General features: G+C 55.6%; 16 protein-coding genes. 6 read left to right on the top strand and 10 right to left on the bottom strand.

Annotation, left to right across the window (positions count from 1 at the left end; translation table 11 throughout):
• Window positions 1-45 precede the first annotated feature (45 nt).
• From JYE49_RS14855 to glnA, 6 genes are all read right to left on the bottom strand, one after another.
• A complete protein-coding gene (locus JYE49_RS14855) occupies window positions 46-612 on the bottom strand; it encodes an anthranilate synthase component II (RefSeq protein WP_093956840.1) in 567 nt (188 codons plus the stop codon).
• Entirely contained in the window at window positions 609-2,078 is a 1,470-nt protein-coding gene (gene trpE, locus JYE49_RS14850; RefSeq protein ID WP_093956841.1) for an anthranilate synthase component I, read from the bottom strand. The genes JYE49_RS14855 and trpE overlap by 4 nt, the downstream gene beginning before the upstream one ends.
• 492 nt (window positions 2,079-2,570) lie before the next feature.
• On the bottom strand, window positions 2,571-3,977 hold the full coding sequence (locus tag JYE49_RS14845) for a glutamate synthase subunit beta (RefSeq protein WP_093956842.1): 1,407 nt from the start codon (window positions 3,975-3,977) through the stop codon (window positions 2,571-2,573).
• A gap of 58 nt (window positions 3,978-4,035) precedes the next feature.
• Complete coding sequence (gene gltB, locus JYE49_RS14840; RefSeq protein ID WP_093956843.1) at window positions 4,036-8,352, bottom strand: glutamate synthase large subunit; 4,317 nt, start codon at window positions 8,350-8,352, stop codon at window positions 4,036-4,038.
• A 2-nt stretch (window positions 8,353-8,354) separates the two neighbouring features.
• On the bottom strand, window positions 8,355-8,891 hold the full coding sequence (locus JYE49_RS14835; protein ID WP_093956844.1) for an ANTAR domain-containing response regulator: 537 nt from the start codon (window positions 8,889-8,891) through the stop codon (window positions 8,355-8,357).
• Window positions 8,892-9,063: 172 nt separating this feature from the next.
• Entirely contained in the window at window positions 9,064-10,395 is a 1,332-nt protein-coding gene (gene glnA, locus JYE49_RS14830; protein WP_093956845.1) for a type I glutamate--ammonia ligase, read from the bottom strand.
• Between the two features lie 295 nt (window positions 10,396-10,690).
• On the opposite strand from glnA, the gene JYE49_RS14825 reads away from it, so the two are divergent.
• The 5 genes from JYE49_RS14825 to JYE49_RS14805 all read left to right on the top strand — a co-directional run bounded on the left by JYE49_RS14825 (window position 10,691) and on the right by JYE49_RS14805 (window position 15,995).
• Window positions 10,691-11,884 (top strand): LL-diaminopimelate aminotransferase, encoded by a 1,194-nt coding sequence (locus JYE49_RS14825; RefSeq protein ID WP_093956846.1) that lies wholly within the window; start codon window positions 10,691-10,693, stop codon window positions 11,882-11,884.
• Between the two features lie 177 nt (window positions 11,885-12,061).
• Window positions 12,062-13,642 (top strand): asparagine synthase B, encoded by a 1,581-nt coding sequence (gene asnB / locus JYE49_RS14820; RefSeq protein WP_093956847.1) that lies wholly within the window; start codon window positions 12,062-12,064, stop codon window positions 13,640-13,642.
• Between the two features lie 204 nt (window positions 13,643-13,846).
• Window positions 13,847-15,391, top strand: coding sequence for a glutamine-hydrolyzing GMP synthase (gene guaA / locus JYE49_RS14815; RefSeq protein WP_093956848.1), 1,545 nt, complete (start codon window positions 13,847-13,849; stop codon window positions 15,389-15,391).
• Window positions 15,392-15,460: 69 nt separating this feature from the next.
• Window positions 15,461-15,601 carry a four helix bundle protein gene (locus tag JYE49_RS14810; RefSeq protein WP_143754477.1) on the top strand — a complete coding sequence of 47 codons (141 nt, stop codon included), beginning with the start codon at window positions 15,461-15,463 and terminating at the stop codon, window positions 15,599-15,601.
• Window positions 15,602-15,725: 124 nt separating this feature from the next.
• Window positions 15,726-15,995, top strand: a complete 270-nt coding sequence (locus tag JYE49_RS14805) for a TIGR04076 family protein (protein WP_093956849.1) — start codon at window positions 15,726-15,728, stop codon at window positions 15,993-15,995.
• A 152-nt stretch (window positions 15,996-16,147) separates the two neighbouring features.
• Here the strand turns inward: JYE49_RS14805 and JYE49_RS14800 are convergent, their stop codons facing one another.
• The 4 genes from JYE49_RS14800 to JYE49_RS14785 form a co-directional block, all read right to left on the bottom strand.
• Entirely contained in the window at window positions 16,148-16,984 is an 837-nt protein-coding gene (locus JYE49_RS14800) for a histidinol-phosphatase (protein ID WP_093956850.1), read from the bottom strand.
• A gap of 18 nt (window positions 16,985-17,002) precedes the next feature.
• The gene (locus JYE49_RS14795) at window positions 17,003-17,881 is read right to left on the bottom strand and encodes a carbohydrate ABC transporter permease (protein WP_093956851.1); all 879 of its coding nucleotides are present in this window, start codon (window positions 17,879-17,881) and stop codon (window positions 17,003-17,005) included.
• Window positions 17,882-17,896: 15 nt separating this feature from the next.
• Window positions 17,897-18,832: an ABC transporter permease gene (locus JYE49_RS14790; RefSeq protein WP_093956852.1), complete on the bottom strand. Its 936-nt coding sequence runs from the start codon at window positions 18,830-18,832 to the stop codon at window positions 17,897-17,899.
• A 94-nt stretch (window positions 18,833-18,926) separates the two neighbouring features.
• Complete coding sequence (locus JYE49_RS14785) at window positions 18,927-20,492, bottom strand: extracellular solute-binding protein (RefSeq protein ID WP_093956853.1); 1,566 nt, start codon at window positions 20,490-20,492, stop codon at window positions 18,927-18,929.
• A gap of 279 nt (window positions 20,493-20,771) precedes the next feature.
• Here JYE49_RS14785 and JYE49_RS14780 point away from each other — a divergent pair, with 279 nt between their 5' ends.
• Complete coding sequence (locus tag JYE49_RS14780; RefSeq protein ID WP_093956854.1) at window positions 20,772-23,081, top strand: helix-turn-helix transcriptional regulator; 2,310 nt, start codon at window positions 20,772-20,774, stop codon at window positions 23,079-23,081.
• Window positions 23,082-23,143 lie beyond the last annotated feature (62 nt).

The following is a 23,143-nucleotide window of genomic DNA, read 5'->3' as shown; positions in this document are numbered from 1 at the left end:
AAACACTATATATTTTTTAAGTTTTAAGTTTTCAGTTTTCATTATTCATTTGGAAAGAAAATTCCTCAGAATTTTCTTTCCATCTGGCGTCAGTATGCTTTCTGGATGGAACTGCACCCCGTACACCGGATACTCCTTATGCTGCACCGCCATGACCTCGCCGTCCTCTGTCCGGGCAGTCACTTCCAGGCACTCCGGCATGGTCTCCGGTGCCGCGGCCAGGGAGTGATACCGGGCCACGGGAAAAGTCTCCGGCAATCCTTCGAACAGCAGGCTGCTTCCCTCCTGCCGTACCACGGACTGCTTTCCGTGCATCAGAGCCTTGGCGTAGGTGACCGTCGCGCCAAAGGCTGCGCAGATCGCCTGGTGTCCCAGGCACACGCCCAGCAGCGGGATATCCTTTCCCAGCTCCTTTGCTGCTTCGATGATGATTCCCGCGTCTTCCGGCCGTCCCGGTCCGGGGGAAAGGATGATCCTGTCCGGTTTCAGTTCCCGAATCTCCTCAATGGTCATCTCATCATTCCGGATTACCTTGATATCCGGATTCAGCTCTCCGATCAGCTGATACAGGTTGTAGGAAAAGCTGTCATAGTTGTCGATCAGCAGTGTCATCCGTCTATCTCCTTTCCGGCCTTCTCCAGGGAGTTCAGCACTGCCCGGGCTTTGTTCAGGCATTCTTCATGTTCCTTTTCCGGTACGGAATCATACACGATTCCGGCCCCGGAGCGGACAAACACCTTACCGTTTTTCTTGTATGCGATCCGGATCGCAATGCAGGTATCCATGTTTCCGGCAAAGTCGATATAGCCGATCGCTCCGCCGTAGATGCCCCGCTTGTTGTTCTCCAGCTCGCCGATCAGCTGGCAGGCCCGGATCTTCGGTGCTCCGGACAGGGTGCCCGCCGGCAGGACTGCCTCAATAGCGTCCAGCGCGTCCTTGTCTTCCCGGATATCCCCACGCACTGTGGAGCCGATATGCATCACGTGGGAGAACCGCAGAATCTCGTGGAACTTTTCCACCTGCACGCTGCCGAATTTCGAGATCTTTCCCAGGTCATTCCGTCCCAGATCCACCAGCATATTGTGTTCTGCCAGTTCCTTCTCGTCCTGCAGCAGCTCTTCTTCCAGTTCCCGGTCTTCTTCCCGGGTTGTTCCTCTCGGCCTGGTACCCGCCAGCGGGAAAGTGTGCAGGACGCCGTTTTCCAGCTTCACCAGCGTCTCCGGGCTCGCCCCCGCAACCTCCACGTCCGTGCCGGAGAAGTAAAACATATAGGGAGAAGGGTTCACCGTCCGCAGCGTCCGGTACATGTTCAGCAGGCTGCCTTCATAGGGAGCACTCAGCCGGTTGGAAAGCACAATCTGGAAGATGTCCCCTTCCTTGATGTAGTGCCGGGCTTTTTCCACCATGGCGCAGTATTCTGCCTTGTTGAACAGCGGCGTTACCTCTCCTGTCAGTCGTCCGGGCTCATCCTTAGCCTCGGCACCTTCGGTGATCAGCTTCTTCAGCTCCGCCAGTTCCATCTCCGCCCGGTGATATCCGGCTTCGCCCTCGTCCAGCCGGACGTTCGCGATCAGGATGATCTTCTGCCGAAGGTTGTCAAACGCGATCACCTTGTCGAAGAGCATCAGGTCCACGTCCTGGAAATGCTCTGTGTCCTCTGTCTCCCGGCGAACCGTCGGTTCTGAATAGTTCAGGTAATCATAGGAGAAGTAGCCGGTCAGGCCGCCGGTAAAAGGCGGCAGTCCGGGAATCCGGGGGCTTTTATACTCCGCCAGGATCTGCCGTAATACTGCGGAAGGATCCTTCGTCTGCATTTTCAGCTCGTTCACCCGCATTTCTCCGTCCGCACAGGTGATGCTCATCTTCGGGTCATAACCCAGGAAGGTGTAGCGTCCCCAGGTTTCCTGCGGTTCAGCGGACTCCAGCAGGAAGCAGTGGGAGGAAACATTCTTCAGTTTCCGCACCGCCTGGATCGGTGTGCAGATATCCGCAAACAGCTCACAGCTGACCGGAACCACTTTATACTCTCCCGTTTCCCTGTACCGTGCCACTTCCTCCAAACCGGGTATAATCTTCATAAAAGCTGCCTCCTTGGGTTCTCTGCGTTCCGTTGGTCTTTGCTTTACCGGATAACCATTAATTCTTCATTTTTCATTCTTCATTTGGAATGAAAAAGTCCCTGACAGATATGCTCTGTCAGGGACGAATATACTTCGCGGTGCCACCCTGTTTCACGGTTTCCCGTGCGCTCTGCGGAATACGATCATATTCCCGGCAACTGACGTATGCCTCACGTCGCAGAATACTCAGCCTCCCAGCTTTTGACTGCGCCCTCCGCGGTCCATTTGGCGGTTTGTTTCCTGCCCGGCTTTCACCATCCCGGACTCTCTGTAAGGGCATTGCCGCTTTGATCTCCGCTTCAACGGTTTCTTATGAAATTATCGGAATTGTAACCCTGTCACCCTCATGTGTCAAGCAGATCACAGGTGATATACACGAGAAAAACAATACCTACCCTGCTTCTCTGTGCAAAGACTATTCATTCTGAATTCTTAATTCTGAATTCTGAATTAGAGGAAATTGATCTCCTGATCAATTTCTTTTGCCGCCGCTCTCCCGTCAGCCAGTGCCCGCACCACCAGGGACTGTCCGTTGCGCATATCCCCGGCGCTGTAGATCTTTCCACCCAGGTGATGGCTTCCGTCTTCCGGCAGCAGCCGTCCCCGGCCATCCGCCTTCAGGTCAAAGCTGGACAGCGTCTTTTCCTCGCAGCCTACGAACCCGGCCGCAATCAGCAGCAGTTCACAGGGCAGCGTTTGTTCGCTGTCGGGAACCTGCTCAAACCTTCCTTCAGGTGTCCGCTGCAGCTTCACGGTTTCGAGTCCGTTAATCCGGCCTGTCTCATCCGTCAGGATCTGTTTCACTGTGGTCTCATAGATCCGGGGATCACTTCCCTGGCGGTAAATGGCTTCCATCTGGCCATAGTCCGTCCGCAGGATCCTCGGCCATTCCGGCCATGGATTGTTTGCGGTCCGGTCCACAGGCGGAGCAGGCATCATTTCCAGCTGCGTCACGCTGACGCATCCCTGCCGCAGGGCAGTACCCACACAGTCATTGCCCGTATCACCGCCGCCGACCACAATCACGTGCTTTCCTTCGGCGCTTGCTTCGGATGCAGCGCCTTTCAGCACCGCCTTCGTTGCCGCTGTCAGGAAGTCCACCGCAAACATCACGCCCTGGGCATCCATATGCTCCACGTTCAGGGAGCGGGGCTTCCGCGCGCCGCCGCACAGCAGCACCGCGTCATAATCCAGGAGTTCTTCAGCCTTCGCTTCGGTATTCAGTTCAAACCGGATACCCTCCGCCTCCATCAGGCGAATCCGGCGTTCCACGATGCCCTTGGGCAGCTTCATGTTCGGAATGCCGTACATCAGCAGTCCGCCGGGGCGGTCTGCTTTTTCAATCACAGTCACTTCATGACCCAGCTGGTTCAGCAGGTCTGCCGCCGCCAGTCCGGAAGGGCCGCTGCCGACCACGGCCACACGTTTTCCCGTGCGTGCCACCGGGATCCTCGGCTGAATCCAGCCCTTGGCAAACCCGGTTTCGATCAGGTACAGCTCATTGTCTTTATTGGTTGTCGCGTCATTCTCCAGGTTGCATGCCTTTTCGCACAGTGCCGGACACACATGTCCCGTAAATTCCGGGAAGGGTGCAGTCCGCAGCAGGCGGCGCAGCGCCTCCTGCTCCTGGCCCCGGTAAAGCAGGTCGTTCCACTCGGGAATCAGGTTGTGCAGCGGGCAGCCGAAGTCAGACTGGCAGAAGGGCACGCCGCAGTTCATGCAACGGGACGCCTGTTCATGCCGGACCTTCGGAGGATTCGGCATATGCAGGTCTTCAAAATCACCCAGTCTCGCTTCTTCAGCCCGAAAAGGGTTCTCTATTCTGATAACATCCAGAAAGCCTGTTGTGCTCCCCATGCTTCCACCCCAATTTCTCAGTAACAACTAATAATTCTGAATTCTGAATTCTTAATTCTTAATTATTCATCCAGGCGAGGTATTCGTCAGAGATTACTGCCTTGAACTTCGGCAGATAATCGCTGAAGTGTTCCAGAATCTCTCTGGCTTTCTCAGAGCCTGTCGCCTTCACATGCATCTCCAGCAGCCGGTTCAGTTCATCCGCCTGCTGTGCGGAGACTTCATAAAGCTTCACATGTCCGGTGTTCAACCGGTTCTGAAGCTGGCCGTCCTCGTCCAGCACCCAAGCCACGCCGCCGCTCATGCCTGCCGCGAAGTTGTCGCCCACAGGACCCAGCACTGCCACCCGGCCGCCGGTCATATATTCGCATCCATGGTCTCCCACGCCTTCAACCACGGCCCATGCGCCGGAATTGCGCACCGCAAAACGCTCGCCCGCCATACCGGCCACAAAGGCATAGCCACTGGTCGCACCGTACAGGGCCACGTTGCCGATCAGGGTATCTTCCTTCTTCCAGATGCTGTCCGCGGGCGGGCATACTGCCAGCGTTCCGCCGGAAAGGCCTTTGCCCAGGTAGTCGTTTGCCACACCGTAAAGGGTGATCTCCTGTCCATGGGGCAGGAAGGCTCCGAAGGACTGACCGCCGCAGCCCTGGGCCTGGATATGCCGGTTGCCTTTCAGCATTGTGCCGAAAGCCCGGTCTGTTGTCATCAGATGTACATGATCCTGGTACAGCCGCACGTCCGCACGTTCTGCCAGGTGGAAATCAAACTTCGCCGCCGGCTGGAAGTGCGTGTTCCGGGCAAATCCGGTCAGGTCGCTCAGGTCCATGGCTGCGTCATCCTTCATCACCAGCAGGTCGCTGCGGCCCACCAGTTCATCCACAGTCCGTGCGCCGAGCTTTGCCATGATCTCCCGCATCTGCTCCGCAACAAAGAGCATGAAGCGTTCCACGTATTCCGGCTTGCCCTTGAAGCGCTTGCGCAGTTCAGGATTCTGGGTCGCGATACCGAAGGGGCAGGTACCCAGCTGGCAGACCCGCATCATCCGGCAGCCCATGGTAACCAGGGGCGCCGTCGCGAAGCCGAACTGTTCCGCACCCAGCAGCAATGCCACCATCACGTCATGTCCGGTCATCAGCTTACCATCTGTTTCCAGCGTAACCGTCTGGCGCAGCCGGTTGCGGCAAAGCACCTGATGAGCTTCCGCCAGGCCGATCTCCCAGGGCAGGCCCGCATGATGCACGCTGCTCATAGGTGCGGCACCGGTACCGCCTTCACCGCCGGAAATCAGGATGCCGCCGGCGCCGGCCTTGGCCACGCCGCTGGCAATGGTACCCACGCCGGCGGAAGACACCAGCTTCACGGTGATCTTCGCGTCCTCGTTGGCACACTGCAGGTCATAAATCAGTTCAGCCAGATCCTCGATGGAATAAATATCATGATGCGGCGGCGGGGAAATCAGGGAGATTCCCGGGGTGGAGCAGCGGGTCTTCGCCACGCTGTCGGTCACCTTCGCGCCGGGCAGGTGTCCGCCCTCGCCGGGCTTGGCGCCCTGCGCCATCTTGATCTGTATTTCTTTTGCTGAGAGCAGGTATTCCCGCGTCACGCCAAAGCGGCCGGATGCTACCTGCTTGATTGCGGAGTTCAGTTCTGTGCCGAAGCGTTCCGGCAGTTCGCCGCCTTCACCGCTGTTGGAGCGGCCGCCCAGGTGGTTCATTGCCTTGGCCATGCACTCATGGGCTTCCTGGGAAATGGAACCGTAGCTCATAGCGCCGGTCCGGAAGCGCTTCACAATTTCGGATGCGGCTTCCACTTCCTCCAGCGGAACAGGACGGCAGGAATCGTAATTGAAGGAAAGCATGGAGCGGATGGTCCGCGGTCCTTCGTTCTCAATCCGCGCCGCATATTTGTCAAAGGCAGCCCGGTCATCCGTCCATACCGCCTGTTGCAGCAGATGGATAGTTTCCGGGGCATACAGATGTTCTTCTGCTGCCTCGCCTCTTCTGTACTTGTGCTTGCCTTCACTGACCAGTCCTTCTGCGCCGGCTGCGGCAAACGCGGCTTCATGATGATACCGGCTGTCTGCTTCAATCCGGTTCAGGTCTGTTCCGCCCAGGGAGCAGGGTGTATTGGTGAAATAGGTCTTAACCAGACTCTGATCCAGACCCACAGCCTCAAACAGCTGGGCGCTCTGGTATGCCTGGAGTACGGATACACCCATCTTGGAAGCGATCTTCAGCACACCGGCAGTCAGCGCCTTGTTGTAATCCCGGATTGCTTCTTCCGGAGTCTTGTCAATCTGTCCATCCGCGCAGAGGGCTCGTACGCAGGCATGAGCCAGGTACGGGTTCACCGCCCGGGCACCGAAGCCGATCAGCATGGCCAGCTGGTGCACGTCCCGGGGCTCACCGCTTTCAAGGATCACGGAAACCGCAGTACGCTTTTTCTTTTTGATCAGATGCTGTTCCAGGGCAGACACCGCAAGCAGCGAGGGAATCGCGATGGCGTCCGGTCCGACACCCCGGTCAGACAGGATCAGGACATTGATATGGTCACGGCAGGCCTGGTCACATACAGCAAAGAAATGTTCCAGGGCATCCCGCAGGCTGCCTTTCTTATCATATAGCAAAGAGACTGTGCGTACAGAGAAGTCCGGATGATCCATCTCCCGGATCCGCTGCAGCTCCTCCTCGGTCAGCACCGGGGAAGGCAGCTCCAGCACGGCGCTGTTTCCTGCCTCCCGGGAGAGCAGGTTGCCGTCATCGCCGACATAGATGGAGCAGTCGGTTTTCACTTCTTCCCGCAGTGCGTCAATCGGCGGGTTGGTCACCTGCGCGAAACGCTGGCGGAAGTAGTCATACACAGACGGATGGATTTTCGACAGCGCCGCCACCGGCACGTCCGCACCCATGGAAACAATGGGTTCCGTGCCCTTCGCTGCCATCGGCAGTACGATGTCCTGCACGTCTTCCCATGTATAATGGAATGCCTTGCAGAGCTTTTCCCGCTCGGCTTCCGGCAGAATATCCTCTTTTACTTCAGTTGTCGGCAGATCCTCCAAGCGGACCAGTTTCTGCATCCATTCCGTATAGGGATGCTCCTGGGCAAAGCGAGTCTTCAGGGCCTCGCTTTCCGTCAACCGGCCTGTCTTCAGGTCAGCTTCCAGCACGTCTCCGGCTTTCAGCTTCCAGCGCCGCAAAATATGGGCATTTTCTTCAAACAGCACGCCTGCCTCGGAGGTCAGGATCAGCCGCCGGTCATCCGTCAGTGCGCAGCGCAGCGGACGCAGGCCGTTCCGGTCCAGGGACGCGCACACTGTGTCGCCGTCGGAATACAGGATTGCCGCGGGACCGTCCCAGGGCTCCATCATCGTGGCATAGTAGCGGTACAGATCCCGCCAGGCTGTTTCTTTTTTCAGTCCCTGCCAGGGTTCCGGCAGCAGGATCATTCCAGCCAGCGGCAGCGGGAATCCGTTCATCGCCAGGAACTCCAGGGTATTATCCAGCATCTGGCTGTCGCTTCCGTCCGGATCAACCACCGGCAGTACGCGCTTCATTTCCGCACCCATCACGTCGGAGCGCATGGTTTCTTCACGCGCCTTCATCCGGTCATGATTGCCGCGGATGGTATTGATTTCCCCGTTGTGCAGCAGCATCCGCTGGGGATGTGCCTTGCTCCAGGACGGGAAAGTGTTGGTAGAAAAACGGGAGTGCACCATCGCCATACTGCTGGCATAGCGCACGTCCTGCAGATCGTCATAGAAAGAACGCAGCTGGTTCACCAGCATCATGCCCTTGTAGACGATCGTACGGCTGGACAGGGAGCATACATATGCGTCCGTGTCCTGGTGTTCAAAAACACGCCGTAATATAAAAAGCCGCCGGTCAAAGTCCTGACCGGCACCGGTCTCCTTCGGCCTTTTTAAAAAGCACTGTCGGATGCACGGCATTGTCCGCCGTGCTCCCGCACCCAGCTGGGCCGGGTGGCAGGGTACCTCCCGCCACCCGAGTACCTGAATCCCTTCGGATTCTGCCAGCTGTTCAAAGATTCTTGCTGTATTCTGAGCTCCGACTTCATCCTCCGGCAGGAAGAACATAGCCACACCGTAATCTCCGGGGTTGCCCAGGGCGATTCCTTCTTCCCTGGCCCAGGCTGCAAACAGTGTATGGGGCAGCTGGGTCATAATGCCCACGCCGTCTCCGGTAGTTCCTTCCGCGTCGCTGCCTGCCCGGTGCGCCAGGCGTTCCACAATACACAGTGCCTGATCCACCGTCCGGTGAGTTGCTTTCGCATTCAGATCCACCACGGCGCCCACGCCGCAGCTGTCATGTTCCAGTTCTTTATGATAAAGAGGATACTGTCGGTCAGTCATGGTTATTCCTCCGTTGTCTTTGTCGCTGCCAATATCTGAGCGGCAAATTCGGCCATCTTCATGCCGTGGTTCATGGCGTACTGCTGCATTGCGCGGTGCGCTTCCGGTTCGGTCAGTCCTTTCTGTTTCATCAGGACAGCCTTTGCCCGGTCCACTATATCCTTGCTCTCCCCGGTCCGTCGGGGCAGCCGCATCCGGTGCAGCTGGGACAGCATTTCCACCGCACCGACCACTGCCTGTCCGGAAGCCGGCATCGCCAGCCGGAAAATGTCCGGCGATTCGATGTTCTCCAGCACAGCCTGTTTTGCAATCAGCAGGATCTGGATACTGTCCTTATAGTCCCACATCAGTTCATCCGGTTTACAATCCGGAGTGAAACCGATCATAACCACAACACAATCTTCGCTTTCGCTCAGCGCCCGACGCAGCTCACTACCTGATGAGCAGCTTCGGAACACCTGCAATCCGGAGGAGGCAAGAAGCCTGACGAGCTTTGAGCGGCTGTCTTCCGACTGGCTGACAACAACGATCCTGGCCACGGTTCCACCTCCATTAATCTAATTCACAATTCATCATTCATCATTCACAATTATTTCTTATAGGGAACCACGCCGGTGCGTTTCTGCTTATACGTTCGCATATTACACAGAATCCGCAACAGTATGGAAATCCTATATAATTCTGAATTCTGAATTCATAATTCTGAATTAATTAAAACATTACCAGATAGCGGTCGATTTCCCACTTGCTCACATGCGTACGATAGGCATCCCACTCTTTTTCCTTGCCTTCCACATACTGACCGAGCACGTGCTCGCCCAGGGCGGTGCAGATCACTGCGTCTTCCTTCAGGCAGTCGACGGCTTCCTTCAGTGTGCCGGGCAGGGACTTGATGCCCTTCGCTTCGCGGGTGGCAGCATCCATAGCGAAGATGTTCTCCGTGATTTCATCCGGCGGGGTCATACCCTTTTCAATACCGTCCAGGCCGGCGGCCAGGCAGACGGCCATGTTCAGGTAGGGGTTCGCGCTCGGATCGGGGCAGCGCAGCTCAACGCGGGTTCCGTTGCCACGGGCAGCAGGAATACGGATCAGGGCGCTGCGGTTGCTGGCGCTCCAGGCCAGGTAGCAGGGAGCTTCATAGCCGGGTACCAGGCGCTTGTAACTGTTGACCAGCGGGTTGGTGATCGCCGCCATGCCGCGGATGTGGGCCAGGATACCGGCGATGAAGGCATAAGCTTCCTTGCTCAGGCCGCGCTTATCGGAAGGATCGGCAAATACGTTCTTGCCATCCTTGAAAAGGCTCATATTGGTGTGCATGCCGCTGCCGTTGATACCGAACACAGGCTTGGGCATGAAGGTTGCATGCAGGCCGTTCTTCTGGGCCAGCGTTTTCACAGCCAGTTTGAAGGTCATGATGTTGTCGGCCGCCGTCAGCGCGTCAGCGTAACGGAAGTCGATCTCGTGCTGGCCGGCAGCCACTTCATGATGGCTGGCTTCGATTTCGAAGCCCATCTGCTCCAGCGCCAGGCAGATCTCGCGGCGGGTGCTCTCGCCGTGATCCAGCGGTCCCAGGTCGAAGTAGCCGGCTTCGTCGGAAGTGGTGGTGGTGGGTTTTCCTTCTTCATCAGTCTGGAAGAGGAAGAATTCGCACTCCGGTCCGACGTTGAAGGAGTAACCCATGTCGGCCGCCCGCTTCAGTACTTTCTTCAGCACGCCGCGGGGATCACCGGCAAAGGGTGTTCCGTCGGGATTGTAAACGTCGCAAATCAGTCTGGCGACTTTACCATGCTGGGGACGCCAGGGCAGAATAGTGAAGGTGTCCAGGTCGGGGCGCAGATACTGGTCGCTCTCATTGATGCGGACAAAGCCCTCAATGCTGCTGCCGTCGATCATAATTTCATTGTTAACGGCTTTTTCAATCTGGCTGGCTGTAATAGCCACGTTCTTCAGCTGACCGAAAATATCGGTGAACTGCATCCGGATGAACTCCACGTCGTCTTCCCGTACCAGGCGGATAATGTCTTCCTTCGTGTACTTACTCATAATACTGACCCCCTCAGCGTCATAATAAAAGAAAGAGAGCAAGGTGCATCGTCAGCACGACACCCTTGCCCTGATGCGCGTATCCTATCACCGGTCCGGAAAGCTGTCAATCCCCCAGATTGTATTCCCTTTGTATTCGCTGTTTTCATTCCCTGTTTCTTCCTTGACAAGGCTTTCAGGGAATGATACCATACCTCCCAACAAGGCAAAGGCGTCCTGCGAAAGGATCCCTGCGCCTTGTTTTTTTGTTTTACTTAATATCTCCTATTTTCTAAGCAACAAAGGAGTTGATCCCATGCTGACACCCAACCTCAGCTACGCAAATCTGAAAGAGTCCTACCTTTTCTATCATATTGCCCAGAAGACCAAGGCTTACCTGGCGGATCATCCGGGTACCCATCTTTACCGGATGGGCATCGGTGATGTTTCCCTGCCGCTGGTTCCTGCGGTTATTAAGGCATTGCATGAAGGCGTGGATGATCAGAGCGTAAAGGGTCGCTTCCATGGTTATATGCCCGAGTGCGGCGCCCCCTCCCTCCGGGAGACTATCGCAAAGCACTACGAGAAGCGGGATGTATTCCTCTCTCCTGAGGAAGTCTTCGTTTCCAGCGGCGCCAGCGATGAACTGGGCGACCTGCTGGATCTCTTCGATCGGTCCAACAAAGCCCTGATCATGGAGCCGGCCTATCCCGCTTATGTGGACGCCAATACCATGGCCGGCCGGGAGATTATTCATCTTCCCTCCGGCCCGGATAATCATTTCCTGCCCCTGCCGAAGCCCGGCATTGACGCGGATCTGATCTATCTGTGCTCCCCGAACAATCCCACCGGTGCCGCTTACAACCGGGAACAGCTGACCCAGTGGGTCAACTGGGCCAATGACCGGGGTGCGGTGATCCTCTTCGATGCGGCTTATGAAGCTTTTATTGAGGAAGATCTTCCCCACAGCATCTTTGAAATCCCCGGCGCGGAAACCTGTGCCATCGAGATCTGCTCCCTGTCCAAGACCGCCGGTTTTACCGGCACTCGTCTTGGCTACACGGTCATCCCGAAGGCGCTGGAGCGCTGCGGCATGAACCTCAATGCCATGTGGGTACGAAACCGCACAACCAAGACCAACGGCGTTTCCTATATTCTGCAGCACGGTGGCGCCGCCGTCTTCACAGATGAAGGACAAAAGCAGATCCATGACAACATCCGGATCTATAAGCAGAATGCCAAGGTGCTCATGGCCGCGCTGGACAAGGCCGGGATCCGCTACTGGGGCGGCAAGAATGCTCCCTATATCTGGATGCAGTGCCCGAACGGCATGGGCAGCTGGGAATTCTTCGACAAGCTGCTCAATGAGATCCAGGTTGTCGGCACTCCCGGTGAGGGCTTTGGTGCCTGCGGTGAAGGTTTCTTCCGTTTCTCCACCTTCGGTGATCCTGCTGATACAGTTGAAGCCGCCGATCGTCTGTTGAAATTGCTCAGCAACTCTGCACTCTAAATTCTTCACTTTTCACTGATATCTTTTCCCGCCGCAGCGGCAAATTATGAATTCTGAATTGTTGCGGAAGCATCCGTGCTTCAGCACGGCTAATGCTTCCCACATTACAGCCGTCAAAGTTTCCATATGAAACTTTGGTAACGGCGATCATGAAATTCTGAATTGGAGTGAAACGATATGTGTTCTATTTTCGGTACGACCGGTGCCCGTTTTCCCCGGGACCTGATCAAAACCTGTTTTGACCGGACCATCTCCCGCGGTCCGGATATGAGCCGCCTGGTGGATATTCCCGGCGGCATCCTTGGTTTTCACCGTCTGGCCATCATGGGCCTGCACGAGGAAGGTATGCAGCCCTTCCGGCTGGACGACGACTATGTGGTCTGCAACGGCGAGCTGTACGGCTTCCGTCCCCTGCGGGCCCGTCTCATGGAAACCTATGACCTGAAAAGCGAATGTGACTGTGAAATCCTGCTTCCCCTCTACCGGGAATATGGCGTGGAAATGTTCAAAACCCTGGATGCGGAGTTCGCCCTGATCCTCTGGGACGGCAAACAGCAGAAACTGATTGCTGCAAGGGATCCCATCGGTATCCGTCCTCTCTATTACGGAGAGGTTCGCGGCGGCGGTATGGCCTTCGCCAGCGAACCGAAAAACCTGATCGGCATGTGCGATAAGATTCTTCCCTTCCCGCCCGGCCACTACTGGATCGACGGTGAGTTTATCCAGTATGCAGACCCCGCCTACGTCGGATATTTCACCATGAAAACAGAAGCAGAAGTCTGTCCCAAACTGCGGCGTCTGCTGATGGACGGCGTAGAAAAGCGGCTGGACGCGGATGCCCCGGTTGGTTTCCTGCTTTCCGGCGGTCTGGACTCCTCTCTCGTCTGCGCCATCGCCCAGAAAATGCTGAACAAACCGATCCGCACTTTCGCCATCGGTATGGACATTGATGCCATCGACCTGAAGTATGCCCGCATGGTTGCGGATTATATCGGCAGCGACCATACGGAAGTGATCATTAATGAGAAGGATGTGCTGGAAGCGCTGCCCACGGTTGTGGAGCTGCTCGGCACCTGGGATATCACCACCATCCGCGCTTCCATCGGCATGTACCTGGTCTGTAAATGGATCCATGAGAACACAGACGTCCGGGTACTGCTGACCGGTGAAATTTCCGATGAACTGTTCGGTTATAAGTACACGGACTTCGCTCCTTCCGCCGCCGCCTTCCAGGAGGAAGCGGAAAAGCGTATCCGGGAACTGCATGTTTACGATGTGCTCCGCGCCGACCGCTGTATTTCCTACAACTCCCTGGAAGCCCGGGTTCCCTTCGGCGACCTGAAGTTCGTGCGCTATGCCATGAGCATTGATCCGGAACTGAAGATGAACAATCACAACATGGGCAAATACCTGATCCGTAAAGCCTTCGCGGATGATCATATCCTGCCGGATGAAATCCTCTGGCGCCAGAAGGCTGCCTTCTCCGACGCAGTAGGCCACAGCATGGTGGACGATCTGAAAGCCTATGCCGAGAAGACCTATACGGATCAGGAATTTGAGGAAAAAGCAGCGAAATACGACTATTGCCGTCCCTTCACAAAGGAAAGCCTCCTTTACCGGGAACTGTTCGAGCAGTATTATCCCGGCCAGGCTCATATGATTCCTGACTTCTGGATGCCCAACAAAACCTGGCCCGGCTGCAATGTCAATGATCCTTCTGCACGGGTATTGGCCAATTATGGCCAAAGCGGCCAATAATTGGCCAATGCCTGTGCAACTCTTCACTCTACACTTTTCACTCTCAACTATACACTTCACAAAGAGGCGGAAACGCCTCTTTGTTATTCCGGTTTCGTTGGTTTATGGTATAATTATTATTGCGCAAATCGGGATTTGCGTTCATAATAACTCGGATTCATCATTGTGAATCACGATTCGATCCAATCTCTTCGGAGGGAACCTATGCAGCAAAAAGAAACCATCATTATCCTGGACTTTGGCGGCCAGTATACCCAGCTGATCGCCCGCCGCGTCCGTGAATGCCACGTCTATTCCGAGGTTGTCCCGTGGAATATGCCCCTGGCAGACATCCTGGCCCGTAAGCCGATCGGTATTATCCTTTCCGGCGGCCCCTCCAGCGTCCATGATGCTGATGCTCCCCGGATCGATCCTGCCCTGTATGAGGCCGGTATCCCGGTACTGGGTATTTGCTATGGTATGCAGCTGACCGCCCTGCTTCTGGGTGGTGCGGTTGAAAAAGCAAAGGAGCGGGAATACGGCCGCGTTACAGTTCGGATGAAGGAACAGACCGGTCTTCTCGGCGGTATGCAGCCGGCTTCCAACTGCTGGATGAGCCATACCTGGCAGGTCAGTGCCTGCCCGCCCGGATTCCGCGTTATTGCGGAAACGGACAACTGTCCCATTGCCGCCATGGTGAATGAGGATAAGAAAATCTGCTGCGTGCAGTTCCATCCGGAAGTTACCCATACCGAGGAAGGCACCATGCTCATCCGCAACTTCCTCTTCCGCTTCTGCGGCTGCTCCGGCGACTGGACCATGAGCGCCTACGCCGAAACAGCCATCCGCCAGATCCGGGAAACAGTCGGTGAAAACGGCACCGTGCTGCTGGCCCTGTCCGGCGGCGTGGATTCTTCTGTTGTTGCCGCCCTGATCTACAAAGCCATCGGAAAGCGTCTCACCTGCGTGTTCGTGGATCACGGCCTCCTGCGCAAGGGAGAGAGCGATCAGGTCTGCCATGTTTTCAGTCATCTCTTCCCGGTACGGTTCATCCGTTCCGACGCAGCCGACCGCTTCTTTGCGGATCTGAAGGGCGTTACGGAGCCGGAAGAAAAACGGCACATCATCGGCCGTGACTTTATTGAAGTCTTTAAGAAAGAAGCCACTGCCCTCGGCAAGCTGGACTATTTTGCACAGGGTACCATCTATCCCGATGTCATCGAAAGCGGCCAGGGTACCAACGCCGCCGTCATCAAGAGCCACCACAACGTCGGCGGTCTGCCAAAGGAGCTGGGCTTCACCGAGCTTATCGAGCCCCTGCGTATGCTCTTCAAGGATGAAGTTCGCGCCCTGGGCGAGACCCTCGGCCTGCCGAAGGAACTGGTCTGGCGCCAGCCCTTCCCCGGTCCCGGCCTGGCCATCCGTATTATCGGAGAAGTCACTCCGGAAAAGGCGGAGATCGTCCGCGAAAGCGACGCCATCTTCCGTGAGGAGATCGCTGCCGCCGGTCTGGATCGCCATGTTAATCAGTATTTCACCGTACTGACCGGCATCCAGAGCGTCGGTGTCATGGGTGACGAACGCACTTATGACTACACCATCGCCCTCCGTGCCGTTACCACCGACGACTTCATGACTGCCGACTGGGCCCGTCTCCCCTACGACCTCATTGCCCGGGTTTCCGCCCGCATTGTCAATGAGGTTCCGCATGCAAGTCGGGTAGTGCTGGATGTAACTACTAAGCCTCCGGCAAGTATCGAATGGGAGTAATCCCATTCGATACTTCACTCTTCACTCATCACTCTACACTCTTCACTGATCCAACTGGAGGTACCACCCATGAAGCCCAGCCCGCTCCGTGACAAATCAACCTCCTTTGCCAAGCTGGAGATTGCTCTGAAAGAGTGTAATGAGTGTGACTACTGGCTGAACCTTCTGAAAGATACCGATAGCATTGTCGAATCTGATTTTAAAACCTGATGAATCAGTGTACCAATCTGCGCCGCATGCTGGTTTCTTCTATTAACACCGCGAAATCTAAGGAATGATAGTAAAGAACAAGGGTTCTTTTCAATGTACAACCCCCCCACCTGGAGAGTAAACAATGGCTGCAACAAGAAAAGTGAAATTGACGATCGTTGAAAGCAGATGCAGAAGTGGATTTCATACGCAGGGACAGGAGTTTATCATAACGGAAGATAAGACAATATGCCCGCCTGTTTGTATGGAATTATGGCATTATGCCTATCCGGACATATGGGCTTTGCTTAATGGTGCAGAACTTGACCAGGGTAAAGAGAAAAGCAAGTGCAGCGTAATATCTTGTCCCGATGAATGCCGTGTAAAGATGCAAGTAGAAGTAATAGAGTGCTGAAAGTCTCTTCGCAATGAACCCATATATAAAGCCCGTCTTCCGGGCTTTATTTTTTTATCTGAAATATCTGATCTTTATTTATTTGCATAAAGCAGAAGAGCCTGCCTTCCGGCAGGCTCCCTGTAAAAAAAGGAGGTTATGTACCCTGGCTCTCATTTTCCAAAGGGGTAGATGATCTCAACCCCGTTCCGCTCGGCCATATCGTACCCGAGCTCCATATACTTTGTCAGCACCTCCGGATCATGGGCATCGGAGTTGATCACTGCCTGGACCCCGTGCCTGGCCGCCACCCGCCAGAATTCATCCAGCGGATACGGCCGCGGGCAGGAAATTCCGTCCGCAATGGCTTTCTCCGCAGAAATATAACCGTGCTTGTTCGCGTCCTGCTCCTGCTTCAGCCATCCGCTGACGTTAATCTCCAGCGGCATTTTCAGCCGTGCCGCCGTCTCACAGATCCTTTCCGCCGTTTCCTCGCAGTCCTCATTCCAGGTATCGATGGCCGCCCTGAAAAGATCCGGATGCGCGCCGAAGAAAAAATGGCCGCTCTCCAGCATCTGGGTATAGGCGTCCGCATAGCTTTGCAGCGCCTCCCGGTCCATGACGAAGCCGTTCCAGAAGCCCTTGGGTTTCCCCTTGTACATGTAAAAATGCACGCTGCCGATCAGGTAGTCCATTTTCTTTTTTTCCCGGAGCATCCGGTAAAAATCGTCAAACTCCGGAAAATATTCGCATTCCAGTCCCAGCAGGATCTTCAGTTTCGGATACGCCGCCTGGGCTTCCCGGACTTCGCGGATATAATCATTCAGCTCCGTGATGCCCATCCGGATCATGATCACCCGGTCATCCGGAAACGGCGTATGGTCCGTCATGCCAAGGACCCGGATTCCCTTCTCTTCCGCGGCCTTTGCGTAGTCGGCCGGAATTCCCCTGGCATGTTTGCATCTGCGGGTATGGGTATGCAGGTTGACTGTTGTTATTCTTTCACTCATTCTTTTCTCCTGTTCAGCTCATCCCTTGATGGATCCGATCATAACCCCGGTCACAAAGTACTTTTGGATGAACGGATACAGGAACAGCATCGGGATAATGGATAGCATAATCACGCAGTAGCGGATAATTGCATGGAGCTGATTCAGCTCGCTGGTGGCTTCCCCGGCATCCGAAGCCTGGGAAGTATTCTGCAGCACAATCTCACGCAGCACGATCTGCAGCGGATACAGTTCGCGTTTCCGGACGTAGATGGCTGTATGGAACCAGCTGTTCCAGATCTGTACCGCGCTGAAGAGCGTAATCACTGCGATAATCGCCTTGGAAACCGGAATCACTACGGAAACCAGGATCCGGATATGGCCGGCCCCGTCAATTCTCGCCGCGTCCATCAGACCTTCCGGTATGCTCTTGAACGAGGTTCGCGTAATCATAATATTGAACACCGACAGCGCTGTCGGAAGGACAATGGCCGCGCGGGTGTCCAGCATGCCCAGGGACCGGACCACCATGTAGGTTGGGATAATTCCGCCGTTGAACATCATCGTGAAGGTCAGGAACAGGGCGATCGCCCCGCCGAACAGCAGGTTCCGGCTCAGGCCGTATCCGGCAAAGATGGACATCAGGACCCCGAAGCCCGTGCCCAGGATCACGTACAGGATCGTGTTGACATAGCCCCGCAGCAGGCTCTCGTTCTGCAGGGATTTCGCATAGCCGATCGTGGTCACCCCGCCCTTCGGCCACAGAATCAGGCCCCGGGTTTTGGAAACCGTAATCGGGTCACTGATGGACGCGCAGAGGCAATGCCAGACCGGAATCAGGCAGGCCAGACCGATCAGGCTGAGAAGGATCACATTGAATACGGCGAAGATTTTTTCGCCCCTTGTCCGTTTGATCATTTTCTTCCCACCTCCTCAGAACAGGCTGGTTTCCGATTTGCGGCGGCTGATCCAGTTGACCGTCACCAGCAGGATCGTGTTGATCACCGAGTTGAACAGGTCAACCGCCGCGGCATAGGCGTAGTCCCCGTCCAGCAGGCCCTTGCGATAGACAAAGGTGGAAATGGTGTCCGCTGTCTCATAGGTGGCCGGGCTGTAGAGCAGGATAATCTTCTGGTAGTTGACGCTCATCAGGTGTCCGACCCGCATGATCAGCATGATAATAATGGTTGGCATAATGCCCGGGATGGTGACGTGCAGAGTCTGCTGCCAGCGGTTCGCACCGTCCAGCTTTGCCGAGTCATACAGCTCATGGTCAACCGCCGTCAGGGCGGAAATATAGACCACGCTGCCGTATCCCAGGCCCTGCCAGATGCCGCTGGTAATCATGATCCCGTGGAAGGATCCCGGGTTGGAAATCAGTTCCTTGGGCCCGCCCAGCGCCTGGCTGATCTGACTGAATACCCCCGTTGATTCCGTAAAGGTCTTCACCATACCGCAGACCACCACCATCGAGATGAAATACGGCAGATAGGAAATCGTCTGGATCGACTTCTTGAATTTCCGGCTGCGCAGCTCATTGAGCATCAGTGCAAAGATAATCGGCGCCGGAAAAGCAATAATCAGGTCCTTGATACTCAGCGTCAGGGTGTTCCGCAGCAGGCGCCAGAAATAATAGCTGGAAAAGAATTTCTGGAAATTCTTGAATCCAACCCATGCGCTGCCGAAAAGGCCCTTCGCGAATTTGAAGTTTTCGAAAGCCATCACAATACCGAACATCGGCAGATAGCAGAAGATAATGTACCAGATGATCACCGGCAGCAGTAGCAGGTAAACCACCCAGTTCTCCCGCATATCCCGCCGGAACCGCTGTCTGAAAGGCTTTTTCCTGGCGGTTATTTCCACAGGCATTCTCCCCGTTCCTTGCAAAAATCATCCCCGGGTCTTTGGAAAAACCGGGGCTGCGGTGCGCAGACCGCGGCCCCGGAGAAACACGCTGCGAAAATTATCTCGCGTTGAAACGATCCACAGCAGCCTGCTTGAGCTCAATCGCCCGGTCGATGTTCATCGACTTCAGCTGGGCACGGAATTCGTCAAAGGTCTGGCTGGCGTTGCCCATGACATAGTTGACCGTGAACTCCGTCGCGTAGGTGGTGATATCGCCCATGATATCGCTGAACTCTTCCTGTTCGGCTTCCGTCATGGTAATGGAGTCGGAGATATAGGCGGAGTAGTCGCTTTCCATCAGGCGGGCCTGGGTCTCACGCTGGATGTCTGTCCACGTGCCCATCACGCGGTTGTAATCCTCATAAGGCGCGTTGTTGGTGGTGTAACGCTGGCGGGCCTGGCCCTGGGTCAGTCCGTCGGGGTTGTTGGTGATCAGTCCGCCCCAGTGGGGACCGTTGTCATCGAAGTAGTAGGAACCGTCTTCCTTGCCTTCCGTCACACCGTAGTTCATCACGAAAGCAACTTCCTCGCTGTACTGGGCATCCATCCATTTGATGGCTTCTTCCAGGTGTTTGCTCTGCGCGTTGACCGCGATGCAGTAGGTGTTCGTCAGCATGTCGGGCATCCGGTAATGGGCTTCTCCGCCCTCCTTCACCGGGATCTTGGTGCCGACCAGGTTGAAGTCGGGATTCGTGGCGCCCTGCTTGGCGTAGTAGTCATGGCCGGTCCAGGAGGTGTAAACCGGGAAGGCGCCGACCTTGTCGTTCAGCAGCAGGTCGTTTTCAGGCCAGCGGCCGTCATGCACGGAGAAACTCTGGTCGATCAGACCTTCCTTGTACCACTGCTGCATCATGTCCAGGTATTCGCCGTAGCCGTCCTCGCAGGGTCCGTAAATGACCTTGCCCTCGGTGTTCAGGGACCAGTCCTTGGTGACGCCGTAGCCCGCGGCAAATTCACTGTACCACATGAAGGTGTCCTTATTCACATACAGCGGGATTTCAATGCCCAGCTGCTCTTTGAAGGCGGTCAGCACTTCGTGCCAGTCATCATAGGTTTCAGGCAGGTCCATACCGACCTTGTCCAAGAAGTCCTTACGGATGGTCGGTCCGAAGTTCGGGCCGCGGCCGTCCTTATATATATAGAAGAAGCACCAGCGGTTTCCCTCGTCCGTCACGGATTCCCGCTTCAGGGTTTCGTTGGAATTGACGATGGCCATGTAGTTGGGCATCAGATCTTCATAATCCTTCAGGTTTGCGTACACGCCGTCCGCAATGGCCATATCATGGCCGGAGGGATAAACGAAACCGTTGGGGATGGAGTTGTAAATCAGGTCCGGCATGTCATCAGACGCGAAGAGCAGGTTGAAAGCTTCACGGCTTGTGCCGCTGGCAGGATGGATCCATTCAATATGGATGCCCGTCTGTTCCTCCAGCCACTTGTACGCGTCACTGTCATTGTAGTTCTGCATTCCGGGAACATTTGCCGCCAGGTCCAGGTCAAAGAAGAACCGCAGTGTCACGTCATCCGCGATATGCAGGTCACTTTTTTCCTCCGCGATACCGCTGACCGTGATGATCATCAGCATCATGATTCCGAGAACCAGGGCAATGAGTTTTTTTGCCATTGTTTGTGCACCTCACCTTTCTGATTTATGTGGTTTTTTGCGGACGTCCGCACTAGGCCGGCCCGTTCGCTTTGTCTGGCTGCATTGTATATACGATTCTTTTTCCCCTGCAACCATCAGATTTTTCCCGCCTGTCAAAATCTGCACAAAAAGGTCGTTTTTTGTCCTTTCTGTCCATCTATCATCTTTTTCCTGTCTATCAGAATCAGTCCTGGGTCAATTGACAATCCACCCCGAAACAGCTAAACTGATCCTACTTTGAAGGCAGGAGAAGTCAATATGAAAGATCAGGAGAACCGTGGGAAGCTTTTCTTTTGGAAAAAAGGTCCCGTTGCCAAAACAATATTATACTCTTATCTCATCGTATTGCTCCTGCCCCTCATCCTGACCGTCCTGATGACAACCACCGCGGTGCTGCAGCTGCAGAAGGAAAACGCCCGTCACGTGGAATCCACTTCCACTGAGCTTTCCCGGGTGTTTTCTGCTTATGTGGAGGAAATCCAGTCCAACAACACCCGCCTGCTGATTTCCGAAAACACCAGGCAGCTTTCCATGGTCAATCCGGATTCCTTCTCCACCTCTGATATCCTGCTCCTGCGGGATTTGCAGAAGCAGCTTCCCAAAGCCACCGTCACTTCCGAATATATCCAGTCCATCTATCTCTGTTTCCTCCGCAGCGGCACTATGATGGATCCCCGTAGCGTCTATTATAACTATAATGCGGCCTATATGCTCAAGGATCGGCTGGGTATGTCCCTCCCGGCCTGGAAATCCTTCCTGGCCTCCGTTCCCAAGGAAATCGTAACGCTCATTACGGGGGACCTGGACAACAAGCCCCATATCCTGATTGCCAATCGCCTGTCCTCCCATGGCGGTATCTCGGACGTCATTGTAGTCACCGAGTTTCGGAGTGAAACCGCGGTCCGCCTGATGGATGAATTTTCCGAAAACGGCGGCCTGTATCATACCCTGGTCGGTGAAAACGGCGCCATGCTTTCCGCCTCCTCCGTTCCCCCCGAAAGCGGCGCCATGCAGGAGATGCTCCTGCCCATCGGCAACAGCACCAGAATTGATTTCCAGCTGAAAACAGAAACACCGAAGGACCGCTTCCTGCGCCAGACCCTGTCCCTCTTCTTCGGATACCTGGTCTGCGCGCTGCTTTTCGCGATTTTCGGCTGGTTCCTGATCCGCTATTTCACCCGGAGGCAGTATTCCCCGATTGAAAAGCTCAACGCCTCCCTGCTTTCCAGCCTCAGCCGTTCCGGTGCCGAAGCCGTGCACGCGGCGAACCGGAATGAATATGAGATGATGTCCGAGGCCATTTCAGTCATCCTGCAGAACCACGCCACCTCCAACCTGGAGAACGAGCGCCTGCAGGAACGGGTCCGCACCCAGCTGCTGCAGGGCATTCTTTTCGGCAACGTTCGGAAGGAGGAGATCATCCTCCGCCATACGGAAAACAACGGCATCCGTTTTGTGGGCAAACGCTTCCTGGTCGTGCTCTACGCCGTGGAGGATGTCCGGCGGGAGGATCAGTCTCCCCTGCTGATGCAGAACGCGGAAGCCCTCAGCCGCCTGGATGAGATCATCCGCACTGCCATTGACCGCCTGGCGGATAACGGCAGCACCCGCTACGCGGTGGAGGTTGAGGAAAATGTTGCCTGCATCGTTTCCCTGCCGGATTCCCTGCCCGAGGAGCAGATCTGGAAGGACACGCTCACCAACGTTATGCAGGTCCGGGACTTTTTCCGCGACACCTTCGGCGTTATCCTGACCGCAGCCGTCAGCAGCCTGCACAGCGGCGTCGTTTCCATCACCACCTGCTTCCGCGAATGCCGGGAGGCAGCGGATTATATGGAACTGATCGGTACGGACGTCTCCGTCTGTCGTTATGACCAGATTCCCGCCGCAGCCAGTGACACCCTGTCCTTCCCGGAACTGCTGGAAAAAGAGAAAAAGCTTTGCCGCAACCTGTCCACCGGTGATTATCTCTCCGCCGAATCCACCTGGCCGGAGGTCGTGGATGCCCTTTCGCTCCGTAAATGCTCCCCCGAGGAAGGCAGGATCCGCCTGTTGGGCGTTGTGAACCTGATGGCCTCCTCCCTGGGCGACCTGCCCTCCGGTGTGGAGGACAGTGTGCGCCATGCTTTTGATATCCATTCGCTCCGGACGGTGCCCAACCTGGACAGCATGCTGGCCCGGATCCGGTCGGCCCTTTCCTCCCTCGCCTCCGGCGCTTCAGGGGAAAAGGACCTGCCCTCCGTCACGAAGGACCTGCAGTTTGTGGATTATGTCAACGCCAACATCACCGATCCTTCCCTTTCCATCTCCGTCATTGCCGATCATTTTGACATGAGTCCTTCCTACTTCTCCAAGCGGTTTAAGAAAGCCTCTGGTGAAAACCTACTGGATTATATTCACCGGGAGCGGCTCCGTCTTGCCAAAGAGATCATGTCGGAGCGGCCGGATGCGACCCTGAAAGAAATCTGCGATCTCGTCGGTTACGCTTCTCCCCTGACCATCAACCGGGCCTTCCGGAAATATGAGGGCATTACCCCCTCTGATTACCGATCCCTGCTGAACCGCTGACAGCCATAATCCCCTGGCCGCCCCCTTCTCCAAATCTGTCGCTCCCTCACGAAAAACATCGC

It is taken from the genome of Aristaeella hokkaidonensis, assembly GCF_018128945.1.
GTDB lineage: Bacteria > Bacillota > Clostridia > Christensenellales > Aristaeellaceae > Aristaeella > Aristaeella hokkaidonensis.
The sequence above is the reverse complement of the archived record's forward strand: the minus strand, read 5'-3'. Positions and strand labels throughout refer to the sequence as shown.